The organism is Pseudomonas saliphila, assembly GCF_008638345.1.
Taxonomy (GTDB): Bacteria; Pseudomonadota; Gammaproteobacteria; order Pseudomonadales; family Pseudomonadaceae; genus Halopseudomonas; species Halopseudomonas saliphila.
This window is the reverse complement of record NZ_VTVA01000033.1, coordinates 1-13,004: the sequence shown is the minus strand read 5'-3', so window position 1 is coordinate 13,004 and position 13,004 is coordinate 1. Positions and strand designations below refer to the sequence as shown.

13 protein-coding genes are annotated in these 13,004 nt (G+C 57.6%); 7 read left to right on the top strand and 6 right to left on the bottom strand.

The window, feature by feature from the left end; genetic code table 11:
• Nucleotides 1–111: 111 nt before the first annotated feature.
• Nucleotides 112–1,098: a hypothetical protein gene (locus tag FHK95_RS20160; RefSeq protein ID WP_206668637.1), complete on the top strand. Its 987-nt coding sequence runs from the start codon at nucleotides 112–114 to the stop codon at nucleotides 1,096–1,098.
• Between the two features lie 50 nt (nucleotides 1,099–1,148).
• Complete coding sequence (locus tag FHK95_RS19570; protein ID WP_150306320.1) at nucleotides 1,149–1,610, top strand: hypothetical protein; 462 nt, start codon at nucleotides 1,149–1,151, stop codon at nucleotides 1,608–1,610.
• Nucleotides 1,611–1,824: 214 nt separating this feature from the next.
• On the opposite strand, the gene cls is transcribed toward FHK95_RS19570, so the two are convergent.
• Nucleotides 1,825–3,294, bottom strand: a complete 1,470-nt coding sequence (gene cls, locus FHK95_RS19565; RefSeq protein ID WP_150306319.1) for a cardiolipin synthase — start codon at nucleotides 3,292–3,294, stop codon at nucleotides 1,825–1,827.
• 263 nt (nucleotides 3,295–3,557) lie between these two features.
• Here cls and FHK95_RS19560 point away from each other — a divergent pair, with 263 nt between their 5' ends.
• The 5 genes from FHK95_RS19560 (at nucleotide 3,558) to FHK95_RS19540 (ending at nucleotide 8,801) form a co-directional block, all read left to right on the top strand.
• A complete protein-coding gene (locus tag FHK95_RS19560; RefSeq protein ID WP_150306318.1) occupies nucleotides 3,558–3,986 on the top strand; it encodes a MerR family transcriptional regulator in 429 nt (142 codons plus the stop codon).
• Nucleotides 3,987–4,006: 20 nt separating this feature from the next.
• A complete protein-coding gene (locus FHK95_RS19555; protein ID WP_235906847.1) occupies nucleotides 4,007–4,606 on the top strand; it encodes a methyltransferase family protein in 600 nt (199 codons plus the stop codon).
• A 116-nt stretch (nucleotides 4,607–4,722) separates the two neighbouring features.
• Nucleotides 4,723–7,245 carry a heavy metal translocating P-type ATPase gene (locus FHK95_RS19550; RefSeq protein WP_150306316.1) on the top strand — a complete coding sequence of 841 codons (2,523 nt, stop codon included), beginning with the start codon at nucleotides 4,723–4,725 and terminating at the stop codon, nucleotides 7,243–7,245.
• Nucleotides 7,246–7,275: 30 nt separating this feature from the next.
• Nucleotides 7,276–7,548, top strand: a complete 273-nt coding sequence (locus FHK95_RS19545) for a DUF2933 domain-containing protein (RefSeq protein WP_150306315.1) — start codon at nucleotides 7,276–7,278, stop codon at nucleotides 7,546–7,548.
• Nucleotides 7,545–8,801 (top strand): ATP-grasp domain-containing protein, encoded by a 1,257-nt coding sequence (locus tag FHK95_RS19540; protein WP_150306314.1) that lies wholly within the window; start codon nucleotides 7,545–7,547, stop codon nucleotides 8,799–8,801. Before FHK95_RS19545 ends, FHK95_RS19540 begins: the two co-directional genes overlap by 4 nt.
• Before the next feature lie 65 nt (nucleotides 8,802–8,866).
• Here FHK95_RS19540 and FHK95_RS19535 read toward each other — a convergent pair whose 3' ends face one another.
• The 5 genes from FHK95_RS19535 to FHK95_RS19515 are packed head-to-tail and all read right to left on the bottom strand — an operon-like array spanning nucleotide 8,867 to nucleotide 12,840.
• Nucleotides 8,867–9,166 (bottom strand): copper-binding protein, encoded by a 300-nt coding sequence (locus tag FHK95_RS19535; protein ID WP_150306313.1) that lies wholly within the window; start codon nucleotides 9,164–9,166, stop codon nucleotides 8,867–8,869.
• Nucleotides 9,167–9,181: 15 nt separating this feature from the next.
• A complete protein-coding gene (locus FHK95_RS19530) occupies nucleotides 9,182–9,688 on the bottom strand; it encodes a cupredoxin domain-containing protein (RefSeq protein ID WP_150306312.1) in 507 nt (168 codons plus the stop codon).
• A 24-nt stretch (nucleotides 9,689–9,712) separates the two neighbouring features.
• On the bottom strand, nucleotides 9,713–11,101 hold the full coding sequence (locus FHK95_RS19525) for a multicopper oxidase family protein (protein ID WP_150306311.1): 1,389 nt from the start codon (nucleotides 11,099–11,101) through the stop codon (nucleotides 9,713–9,715).
• A 3-nt stretch (nucleotides 11,102–11,104) separates the two neighbouring features.
• The gene (locus tag FHK95_RS19520; protein WP_150306310.1) at nucleotides 11,105–12,526 is read right to left on the bottom strand and encodes a TolC family protein; all 1,422 of its coding nucleotides are present in this window, start codon (nucleotides 12,524–12,526) and stop codon (nucleotides 11,105–11,107) included.
• 11 nt (nucleotides 12,527–12,537) lie between these two features.
• Nucleotides 12,538–12,840: a hypothetical protein gene (locus FHK95_RS19515; RefSeq protein WP_150306309.1), complete on the bottom strand. Its 303-nt coding sequence runs from the start codon at nucleotides 12,838–12,840 to the stop codon at nucleotides 12,538–12,540.
• Between the last annotated feature and the right edge of the window lie 164 nt (nucleotides 12,841–13,004).

Sequence of the window (13,004 nt, the reverse complement as noted above, 5' to 3'; positions counted from 1 at the left end):
GGGGTCAGTTCTTCAGACGTTCCCTAGACCCATGACCTGGATCAATTCCACATGAGCGTAACTAAGCTCTAATCAAAGCATCAATACCCAATATACGCGGAAACCGATCCCATGATCCAAGCGATGCGCAGTCGCCATAGAGCACTCAGCAGAAATCTGCTGGCGCTCTGGTGTGTGCTGCTTATCGCCTGCGCCTTCGCCCATATTCAGGTCGCCAGCGCCCACGCACACGACGACACCGGGGTCGCGGCCTATAGCAGCCACGCGCATGCCACCCATGAAACAGGCACAGCGGAAACCTGCAGCGCCGTGCAGAACGCTCCGTTCAACCAGCAACTACTGACGCTCCTGGCATTGACCGCCCTGCTCGCCCTGGCCGGCAGCCTTGGTTTGCTCAGCGATCTGCAGCGCCGCATCAGTAGCTTGCAGGTCATACCCTTATTCCGCCCCGGCCGGTCTCTGGGTGAGCGCGAGTGCTATGTCTTCGCGCTCCTGCTCGATTTGCTACGGCGAAGCCTTTGGCGCTGCCCCGGAATTTTACGCGTTTATGCGCACTCTAGAGACCTACAAGGCCCTGGGCGACAACGCCACGCTGATGATCAGGTCGGATTCGGACTTTTTCCGCTACCTGGAGAAAATCGACTGACCCCTGGTTGGTCTGTTGGCAGGCTAAGGGGTCTCGTCGACTGCCGCCCATTGTTTTCCCATTATTCCAACAGAAGGAAAGCCGCCATGAAAGAAGCAAACCGGCTGGGCGTCTCCAGTGCCAACCTGGTAACCCGTCACTTGAAGCTCGAACCCACGGAGCGGGAAAAACTGGATGCGGCAATCGCCGAGATCGACAAGCTGTATGGCCTCGCCAGCGTCTCCTTCGATGACAGCAAGGGACGCCTCGACATGGCCTATGATGCGACCCGAATCTGCCTGGACTGCATTGAGGAAGTCCTAACAAAGTACGCCGTCGAGGTCAGCCATGACTGGTGGACGCACTTCAAGGAAGGTCACTATCGCTTTGTCGATCAGAACCTGAAAGACAATGCCTCTCGTGAGCCATGGAGTTGCCATAAGTCGCCACCAGGCTCCGGGCACAATCGATAACTCATCAACCGTCGGGGGCAGCTCGTGCGTAATACTCTAGGGAGACCAGGATGAACCGGATAACAGGCAGCCCGGCGTTCAATGTGGCGCTGTTCGCCTTGCTGCTCAACTTCCCCTGGGAATTCCTGCAGGTTCCGTTCTTCGCCGAAATGCCGAGCATGGAGCATTGGCAAGCTGTGCGCTTTTGCGCCCAGGCCACCCTGGGCGATGTGCTCATCGCCCTCGGTGCCTACTGGATCGTGGCCATGTTGCGCCGTGATCGAGACTGGATACTGCAAGCCAACGCCGCAGCGATGTTCGCCTTCATGGCCCTTGGTGTCGCCGCCACCCTGGGATTGGAATGGCACGCCACCGTGCTTCAGCAACGCTGGCAATACAGCGGGCTAATGCCCAGGCTACCGCTTCTGGGAACGGGCCTGACCCCGGTGCTGCAATGGCTGCTTTTACCTCCGCTTATTGTCTGGTTGGCCCGGCGTCAAATCCTCGGTCATAAACACCTGCGTGAGCAATAGGCGGTTTCCTTTGCCAAATCTCAGCTGAGCTTGTGCAGTGTCGCTAACCAGCATCGAGCCACCGTCTGGCTCAAGGATACGCTGGAAAAACTGCCCAGCTGGCCCAACAGCCGGTTGAGATATCGGAGAAATCGGGAAACCGAGAGCAGTCCAATACCCCCCATTTCGGTGTCCGGGATTAGTAGACCACTACAATGACCCTGTCTGTCATAAGTTACAGTAGTGGTGCAAAAAGGTATGCCGCACGTGCGCCGATGCGGTACCAAAGCGACAACTCATCGAGATCGGCCAGTTGCATCTGTCGCGCCCGGGCAAAATCTTGCTCGAACATAGCCTCTACCTCGGCAGCAAAGGTCTGATCGACAACCAGTGCTGTCACCTCGAAGTTGAGTCGAAACGAGCGATTATCCAGATTAACGGTACCCACGCCCGCACCTACGTCATCAACTAAAAAGCTCTTGCCGTGCAAAAAGCCCTGTTCATAACGGTAGACCTTTACGCCGGCTTCCAGTAAGGGACCGAGAAACACATATGCTGCATAATAGAGCAGAGGATTGTCAGGCCGCTGAGGGATTAGAATGCGTACATCCACTCCATTGATTGCCGCCAGCTTGAGCATCGAGAGCACGCTTTCATCAGGGACGAAATAGGGACTGGAGATCCATACCCGTTGGTTGGCCGAGTGGATCGCCTGTTGGATCATCAAGCTGGCAGTTTCAAAACTGTCAGCCGGTCCCGACGGCAAAATCAATACAGGGACCGCATGGTGGCTGGGAATGCTGGGCTCCCATGGCAGATCCAGAATCTCCTCGGTTGCCCAATGCCAATCCTCACTAAACAGCAGTTGCAGAGCCAACGCTGCCGGACCTTCGATCAGCAGATGGGTATCACGCCAGGGGCCCAGTGCGGGATGACCGTGCAGGTATTCATTGCCAATATTGAAGCCTCCTACCCAGGCACGGGCACCGTCAGCCACCACGATTTTACGGTGATTGCGAAAATTCAGCTGGAAGCGGTTTCCCGCACCGCGCGTTGAATGAAAGCGATGCACCTGAACCCCCGCGTCACGCATGGTCTGCAGATAATCAGCAGGCAAAGCATAGCTTCCGATTTCATCGTATAAAAAGTAAACCTCTAGCCCTTCGCGCGCCTTGTCGATCAGTCGTGCCTGCAGCGCCAAGCCGACATCGTCAGCCCGGACGATATAAAACTGCACTAGCAAGTAGCGTTCGGCAGCGTCTATGCCGGCAAACAGGCTGTCGAAGGTATCTTTTCCGTCAATCAGTAGTGACACCTGATTACCTTGAAGAAACGGCAGCTTGGCCAGGCGCTCCACGCCTGCCAGGTGCTTGTTGCCATGAGCAAGCTCTGCATGCTGTCGCCGCAGCTCAGCCATTTTTGTCATCAGCGCCAGAGCGAGCTCCGAATCTTCGTCACGCCGTGCGTTGACGTAACCCTGGAACTTGGTTCGCCCGAACACCCAATAGGCAGGCACAGCGACATACGGCACCGTATTCAATGACACTATCCAGGCCACGGCCCCTTGAGCCGTGCGTGTTGACATCAGCGCATCGACAGATGAAGCAAACCCGAGCACATGGAAAACTCCCGCCAACAGCAGCCAGCGCTGCCAGGGACGTCGCCCCGTCGAGATTCGCTCTGGTTCGCTCGTAAGATCCACCATGATCGCCTCTTTGATTTACCCCTGTGTTGGCAACCCGGGCGCGTATGCAGGGTACCTTGGTCAAATAATCTACCTTAAAACTCCGGATGGGCGTCCCCAACTTCCAGGTAACTAGCTTGACGTGTGTGTAAGACACAGATGCATAGTCACCAGGGAGTGTGCAGCTCGTGTGGAACTCCTTGGAGCTTGACCTAGGTCAAGAATCTAAACGGAGTCTGCGACTAATCTGAGTTACATGCCACCGTAGATGAGGGAACGGATGTATGAGAGTCAATGAGCTGGCGAAGGATCTCAAGGTAACGGCGGACACGGTTCGCTTCTACACTAGGACTGGTTTTTTGAAGCCGACGAAAAATCCCGTCAATGGTTACAAGATATACGGGGCACACGACCGTAGGCTAATGCGTTTCATCCTGAGTGCGCGGCAACTTGGCTTCTCGGTTGATGACATCAGCCAAATCCTCGCCACAGCTCAACGGAAGAGGTCTCCTTGCCCTCTTGTCAGGCAACTTATTCAACAGCGACTGCTGGAAAACGAAAAGAGCTTTCTAGACAGCCTACGCTTACGTCAGCGCATGCTCGATGCAATCAGTCAGTGGGACAGAAAACCCGATCAGGCTCCAACAGGCGCGCTGATTTGCCACTTGATTGAAGAATTTAGCGACGCTAGCAATGAAAAGAGGACAGGATAATGCATGTTGGAGCCTGGGGCTTGGCCATAATCGTAACGGTCGTCATATCGTGGTTGATGTATCGTTATCTGGCACCGGACAGCTGGAAAGAGTGGACGCGCGCGGGGGTGCTGCAGGCTTTCATCATCGCCTTTTATGCCGAGATGTATGGTTTTCCATTGACGATCTACTTTCTCGCGCGCTTCTTCGGTCTAGACTTGGTCTGGGGCGAAGGGGGCAACCTCTGGGCGCAACTTTTCGGCACGCCAATGGCGCACATCATTGCCATGATCCTTGGCTATACTCTCGTGTTCTACGGCGCGGTACTCGTTGCCGACGGTTGGCGACAAATTCATCAAGCGCGGCGGAGTGCCTCGCTGAAGACTGATGGCATTTACGCTCACATACGTCACCCTCAGTACACCGGTCTCTTCCTCATCGTATTCGGTGAAGGTGTTGTGCACTGGCCAACTATCGTTTCAGTGATCGCCTTTCCAGTGATTCTCCTCGCCTACACATTGTTGGCTCGCAAGGAAGAACGACAGATGCTGGACCAGTTTGGCGATGAGTACCGCGCCTACCAACGGCGAGTCCCGATGTTTTTCCCCCACCTAAATAGCACACCACGTCAGGAGGCCTGAATGAGCGGAAACATAATGACCATCATAAGCGGTTTTGCTCTACTGACTGTTTTCGGCCTTGTGTACTGGAACTTGCAACGAAAGCGCGCTCATCGAGAAAAAACAGGCGGAACAAAATGAGTACTGAATCAAAGCACAAAATGGCCTCGGCGAGACTGACTGTGCCCGGCATGGGCTCAGACCATTGTGCTGGTATCGTCAAAACGTCACTAAAGCGCTTGGACGGCATCGGTGAAATCACGACCAATATCGCATCCCACCGCGTGGAGGCCAGCTATGACTCCAGCGCGCTGGATCTGACCGATATTCGCAAAGCCGTCGAAAAGGCAGGCTACGAGGTCGCATCGGCTAGCAGTTCGGGAGCTGGCAACAATGTGCAGCTTATCGTGCCGGGCATGGGTTCCGATCATTGTGCCGGTATTGTGCGCGAGTCCCTCCTGCGACTAGATGGTATCCAGTATATCGATATCAGTATCGCCAGCCACAAGGTACACATTGAGGTAAGCGGAGGCGGCCCCACTGCGGAACAGCTAAAGCAAGCGGTTGAAAAGGCCGGTTACGACGTTGCCAAGGTCTCTTCCGAGGGGGACGATGACAATGCCGAGAATGATGCCGATATAGAAGGCGCCTATCTGCGTCAGGCGCTCAAACGCTTGTGGATTGCCGGTATCCCCACCACTCTGATCATGCTGTTGATGATCCCCCATATGTTCTGGCAACCGATACCCGGCTATTTGTTCATCGTGGCTTTACTAGGCTTCCCGGTGGTCTTTCTTTACGGCGGTGCCGCGACTCACAAGTCTACCTGGCGCTCGCTCACGAATCGCACGTTCAACATGGATGTACTGATCTCCCTGGGCAGCGTCCCGCCCTATCTGATCGGTCTGGCGGGATTTTTCATCACCATGACCTCTTTCATGGAGATGGCCGCAACCATCATGACCTTTCACCTGCTAGGCCGTTATCTTGAGGCCAAGGCCAAGGGCCGAGCCTCCCAGGCGATTCGCAAGTTGCTGACCCTGGGTGCAAAAACGGCGCGGGTAGAACGGGATGGCCAGGAGATAGAAGTGCCCATCAAGGAGCTGCAGCCTGGGGACATCATGGTGATCCGGCCGGGCGACAAGGTGCCCACCGATGGAGAAGTCATCGAGGGCGAAAGCCATCTGGACGAGTCCATCGCCACTGGGGAATCGGCGCCCGTGTTCAAGGCGAGTGGTGATACCGTCATCGGCGCGACCATCAATAAGGAAGGATTTTTGCGGGTCAAGGCCACCAAAGTGGGCGGCGATACCTTTTTGTCCCAAGTGATCAAGCTGGTAGAGCAGGCACAGGGCTCACGGGTGCCCATCCAGGAATTTGCAGACCGTATGACCGGTCGCTTCGTACCGATTGTCATCCTGATTTCCCTGGCGAGTTTTGTGGCCTGGTTCATGGCGGCTGACAGCCTGCGGCCGATACTGGAATGGGGCGCGACCTTCCTGCCATGGGTAAACCCAGATGCGTCCAGCACGGCGCTGGCTTTGATTGCTGCCATCGCTGTACTGGTCATTGCATGCCCTTGCGCATTAGGTCTGGCGACGCCAACTGCCCTGATGGTCGGGTCCGGCATAGGCGCCGAGCGCGGCATCCTGATCCGGTCCGGCGAAGCTATCCAGACCTTCAAGGACGTCAAGGTCATCGTGCTCGACAAAACGGGCACTATCACGCGGGGCGAGCCTAGGCTGACCGAAGTGGTTGTGGCCGATGGCGTCTCTGAACAGCAGTTATTGCACTGGGCAGCGACGGTCGAGAATGCCTCGGAGCATCCCATCGCACGCGCTATTGTCGAGGGTGCTGCTGATCGGGGGGTGAAACCAGGAGTAGTAACGGAATTCCGTTCCACCGGGGCCCGAGGCGTGTCCGGAAAAGTTGATGACGCTCTGGTGCTGATAGGCAACCGCAAGTTGCTTGCCGAAGAAGGCGTGAGTGGCCTCACGGCGCTGGACGGTGATCTGAATGAGCTGGAGGGGCGCGGTCGCACTGCCGTACTGGTAGCTGTTGGAGGTAACGCGTGTGGCATCGTCGCGGTAGCGGATACGATCAAGGAAGAATCCATTGCAGCGATTCGCGGCATGCATGAGCTGGGTCTTCATGTGGTGATGATCACAGGTGACAATGAGCGCGCCGCGCGCACTGTTGCCGAGGAAGTGGGCATCGACGAGGTGCAGGCCGGGGTGCTCCCGGAAGGCAAAGTCGATGCGATTCGCGAACTTCAGAAAAAGTATGGCAACTACGTCGCCATGGTGGGCGACGGCATCAATGATGCGCCCGCGCTAAAACAGGCCAATGTGGGCATTGCCATTGGCGCGGGAGCCGATGTTGCCATCGAGGCAGCAGATGTGACTCTGGTACGTGGCGAACTGACCGGTGTGGTCGAGGCTATGCACCTCTCCCGCGCCACCTTCAGCAAGATCGTGCAGAACCTGATCTGGGCCAGTGCTTATAACGTGGCCGCAATACCGATCGCTGCCATAGGTTTGCTTCATCCGATGATCGGTGTCGTTGCGATGACGGCGAGTTCGCTTTCGGTGATTGGCAACTCGCTGTTACTCAAGCGGGTGAAGCTGGATGGGGTCAAGAAAACTCGCACAGTCAGTTAACCATCTTAAAGCAACATTGGAGAACCCAGCATGGAAACAAAATCGGGATACTGGACCAGTCTTCATGGAGTAGCCACTCTTGCCCTGATAGGCGCGGCACTCTACTTCATCTTTGTGGAGCACGGTGCGCACGTTCTTCCGTATCTCCCTTTTCTTATCATTTTGCTCTGCCCCTTGATGCATATCTTCATGCACAAGGGTCATAGCCAGCACGACAGCGGGGCAGGCAACCAGTCGGAAGCAGACGAAGCCTATCGCCGTGGGCTGGAAGAGGGGCGTAAAGAATCGTCTAAAGACTCTTGATCATCCAAGAAGGGGCGTTAAACCGTCAATGCGAGTGCATCACCCTTGATAGGGCGGCGCTTGTACGGGGGCTTGCCTATCAGTTGGGCGATACTGCCGGGGAGTTCCTGGCCAGCCCGCTCTGGGGGCATTTTTTCTCGGATGCCGCCGTGTTCCTCCCCAGGGAGGATTTGGTAACCATGCAGACCGTGGTAAGAGCGCTGGAAAGCGCGACCCTGCTGCCGGACTATCGGCAAAAGGTGCTGTCCTGGGCACCGGAAACAGCACAGGTCAGTCACGGCCCGGTCGGCGCCTTCATGGGCTACGATTTCCACCTTGGCGAAACCGGCCCCCGTCTTATCGAGATCAACACCAACGCGGGCGGAGCCTTTCTGAACGCCCAGCTGGCCAGGGCGCAGAAACGTTGTTGCAATCGCGATGTGAACGCCTCGTGGATTGAAGACTTCGATGCTGCGGTGATCAGACAGTTCGAGGCCGAATGGCGGTCCCAGCGCGGAGGCGAAAGACCTTCACGTATCGCGATCGTTGATGATCAGCCGATGGGACAATATCTTTATCCTGAATTCAGGCTGGCGCAGCAGCTTTTTGAAAAACAGGGTATCGATGCCGTCATCCTTTCCCCCGCCGAGCTCAGGTATGAGGCAGGCGTTCTTTACGGTAACGGCCTGCCGGTCGACATGGTCTACAACAGACTGGTCGATTTCGCGCTGGATCTTCCTGAACATGCCTCCCTGCGCAAAGCATGGATGGAAGGGGGGGCCGTCATCACACCCAACCCTTTTGCCCATGGGATCCTCGCGGACAAGCGCAATTTGACAGTGCTGTCCGATCGAACGCTGCTCGAACAATGGGGGTTGAATCCAGAGGACGCCATTACGCTTGAAAAGGCAGTTCCCAGTACAGTGCACGTGAGCGAGGAAAACGCATCATTGCTCTGGAGTCAAAGGCGCGAGCTGTTCTTCAAGCCGGTTGCCGGCCATGGCAGCAAAGGTGTTTATCGAGGAAGCAAGCTTACCAAAGGCACGTTCGCCAACATCCTTGAGAGCGAATATATTGCCCAGACCTACGTGCCGCCGTCAGAAAGAGTGGTAGTGACTGACGGAGAGTCACAACTGCTCAAGGTGGATGTGCGTCTGTATACCTACCGTGGAGAGGTAATCATGGCTGCTGCCCGACTGTACCAAGGGCAGACGACCAACTTCCGCACCCCTGGCGGGGGGTTTGCACCCCTGTTTTTCACGGACGCAGCGTAGAGGTTTAAGCAAGGGCCCCCTGCTCGCGATGCGATGGCCGCGAGCAGAGGCCGAACGGTCCGAAATTAGTCCTTTAGTGCCTTCTGGATTTCCGTGACGACGTAGTTGCCATTTTGCTCCTGCGCCCGGAACTGCACCGCATCCCCTACTTCAAGACCTTCCAGGTGTGCTGACTCGCTCACCCTGAACACCATGGTCATGGGCGGCATTTTCAGGTTGTCGATTGGGCCATGGCGCAGGGTCACGCGGTCTTCGGCAAGACGTCTAACCTCGCCGTCACTCAATGGCTCTTCCGCTTGAGCCTGTGATGGCATGGCAATGAGCAGACCCAGGCTCATCAAGGCAGCGATGGAAATTTTCTTCATGGTTGTATCCTCTGGTTAGTGATGAGTGTCATGCGCTGATACCACTTGAACTCCGCCCTTCATGCCTGCCTGGAAATGCCCTGGCAGCAGACAGGCGAATTCAACGCGCCCTGCCCTGTTGAATGTCCAGATGATGCTTTGCGACTGGCCGGGATCGACGTGGGCCATGTAGGGTGCGTCGTGTTCCATGTTCGGAAACTGCTCCATCATTTCGGCGTGCTCTTCCAACTCTTCCTGTGTTCCCAGCACCAGCTCATGCAGCAGTTGGCCGTCGTTGTGAATCACCAGCTTCAGGGTTTCGCCTTCTGCTACGTCGAGGTGATCGGGATAGAAACGCATCTTGTCGTCCATGCGAATAACGACTTCACGATCAACTGCAGCTTCGTCGGCACCGATACCCCAGGCGGTCTGCTCTGGCGGCATTGACGGGCGCTCGCCATTAGAACCAGGGGCGTGGGCGAGCACGCTCGATGTAGCGGACGTCATAACCAGCGCGAGGCTGGCGATAAGTAGTGATTTCATGTTTTTACTCCCTAATAAAGGATATTAGTGACCGCTATGACCGGTCGGTTTACGAACCTGCACTTCGGCGGCTGGCACACCGCTGGGCTCGGATTTGAATCTTGCAGGCTCTGGCAAGGGGCCGGTCCATTCGTAGGCCTGTGTTCCCTCCGGCTGCGTATACCACCCTGGATCGCTGTAATCGCCCGCGGCCTGGTTGTCGCGGATCTTGACCATGGTGAACATCCCGCCCATGTTGATGCCGCCGTATGGGCCGTCGCCCGCCATCATCGGGGCGGTGTTATCGGGCAGGGGCATTTCCATTTCGCCCATGTCGGCCATGCCCCGCTCGCCCATGACCATGTAATCGGGAATCAGGTTGCTGATCTGGGTCACCACCTTGCGGTGATCCACGCCGACCATAGTCGGCACGTCATGCCCCATGGCGTTCATGGTGTGGTGGCTCTTGTGGCAGTGAAAGGCCCAGTCCCCCGGCGCATTGGCAATGAACTCGATCTGGCGCATCTGACCGACGGCGACATCCGTGGTCACCTCAGGCCAGCGCGCCCCCAGGGGTACTGCTCCACCGTCGGTACCGGTCACATGGAAGTCGTGACCGTGCAGATGTATGGGGTGGTTGGTCATGGTCAGATTGCCGAAGCGAATGCGAACCCGCTCATTGGTGCGGGCCACCAGCGGGTCGATACCCGGGAACACCCGACTGTTGAAACTCCAGATATTGAAGTCGAGCATCTCCATGATCTTGGGGGTGTAGCTCCCGGGCTCGATCTCGTAGGCATTGAGCAGGAAGCAGTAATCCCGATCGACTTCGGCGATGTCTTCCCGCGGCTCGCGCGGATGGGTCACCCAGAAACCCATCATCCCCATCGCCATCTGAACCATTTCATCGGCGTGGGGGTGATACATGTAGGTGCCGGGGCGAGCGGCGACGAACTCGTAGACATAGGTCTTGCCCGCGGGTATGGCGCGCTGGTTGAGTCCCGCCACCCCGTCCATGCCATTGGGCAGGTGCTGGCCATGCCAGTGAATGCTGGTGTACTCGGGTAGCTTGTTGGTGACGAAGATGCGGACGCGGTCGCCTTCCACTACCTCGATGGTGGGCCCCGGCGACTGACCGTTATAGCCCCAAAGATGAGCCTTGAACCCTGGCGCCATCTCGCGCACCACTGGCTCGGCGATCAGGTGAAACTCTTTCACGCCGGCATTCATTCGCCACGGCAGGGTCCAGCCGTTCAGGGTGACGACTGGGCGATAGGGCCTGCCGGTGGATGGCTCCAGCGGGGGCATCGTGTCCGGCTTGTCCTGGATGATCGCTTCCGGCAGTCCGGCCAGGGAAAATCTGCTTACTGAAGATGTGGCTACCGCTGCGGTAATCGCCCCGGCACCCATGAAAAAATCGCGTCGAGAAACCATGGATCAATGCCCTCCTGCTGGGCTTGCGGAAACGGTGGTGGGTGCTGCGGCGGCGCTGGGTGTGACGGGGCCATAACGCACCAGATCAAGCTCGGCCTCGGCTATCCAGAAGTCTCTTTGCGCCTGTAGATAACGGTTGACGGTATTGACCTGCTCGCGCGCATCGACCAGCAGCTCGAACACGCCGATGAACATGCCGTTGTAACGCAGCAGATTCTCCTCACTAATACGCTTGCGCAGCGGCACTATCTCGTCTCGGTAATGGGCTGCTACATCCCAGGCATTGCGGTAGTTGACGTAGCTCTCGCGTACCTGGGAGCGGGCGTTCACGGCCACTTCTGCGGTCCCCTCCACGGTCTGCATATACATCGCCTCGCTGCGGGCCAGCCGCGCGCCGCTCCAGTCGAAGATCGGCAGCTCCACGGAGATTTCCACGCCGCGCTGGGTGGGTTCCTCGTTGGATCGGTTGTTCGCTACCTCAAGCTCCAGCACGTTGATAAACCGCGTCGCCCTGCTTAACCCCAGGTTCTGCGCCAGACGCGTTGCGCCAAGTTGCGCGGCCTGAATATCCAACCGACTGGCCATCGCTTCTCGCTCGATGTCCGGTCGATCAACCGGATGGTGCGGCAGTTCGGGCAAGCGCTCAGGCAAGCTGAACGCCAGCTGATCGCCCCATAACCCCAGTTGCCTGATCAGGTGCTCGCGGCTGGCATTGCGCTCGCGTTCTGCCTGCAGGCGACCGAGTGCCGCTTCGGCATAGAAGCTTTGCTCGCGGGCCTGTTGCAGTGGGCTGAAATTGCCCACCGCTGCCATGCGCCGAGCAAGCTCAGCGCCGGCCTCGGCGGCTTCGAGCACCTGCTTGCTGTAACTCAGGCTTTGCTCGGCAGCCACTGCGCGGTACCAGGCAGTCCGGGTTTCGGTCGCGATACGCATGACATCAAGGCTGACCTGGAGCTGTACCTGCTCCGATTGCCCTTCAGCAATACGGCGGGTGGCGGGTAAGGCGATCAGGCGCGCCAGGTTGAAGTGAATGCTGCGCTCCCACTCCACCTCACTGCCCTGGGTCATGCGGCCTATGGAGAAGCCGGGATTCGGCAGGCGGCTGGCTTGCACCCGCTCTGCGTCGGCGATGCCCAGGTCATAGAAGCGCGCCTGCAGGCCACGGTTGTTGAGCAGCGCGATTTCAACACCGCTTTCAAGGCTGAGCGGCTCCGCCAGCAGTTCAGCAAGCCGTTGCCGCGCCTCCGGCCCCTGGTTCTGACCGTTGGCCCAGTGCAGGGTCTGCTGCCCGGTGAACGCAGCGCTATCCTGCGCCACCTTATCCAGGCTGGCCTGGGGCGCTAGGCTGGCACAACCTGCCAACACAAGAAGCCCCAATGCTGCCGTTACCAAACGGAGTTCGCGCAGCTGTATGACACTAATCATCAGTGCGCTCCTCAGTGGTTGTGGTGCTGGTGGGGACTTTCTTCAGCGGGCTCAGTGTCGCTACCATTCTGGCTCGCCTCCCAGACCTCAGCGGCATAAGCCTGCCAGCCACCGATTCGGGCAACAGTATCGTTGGCCTCACGCCAGTTGCCTGGGGTCTGGGGGGAGTGACGCTGGTAGTCGGCCAGCGGAGAGCTATAGGTGGTCGCGGGCACGGCCGCGTCTGCCCAGGGTTTGGAACTGTCTGCTACAACAGGTAACGCTACCAGCAGGCCCGCGCATAGCGGCCCTTTGGCGAAAGAATAGGAAAACATGTCAACCTCTGCATACGTCGCCCGCAATGGGGCAGGAAGCGCGGCTTGCTAGGAAGCCATCAACAGCTCAGAGGGTGACTTGACGCGGGGGTCTTCGGGGGATGTCGGCAATATAGCCGTCGAAAGACACATAGGCCTTAAGGAACGTCTGAAAAAGACTTTCT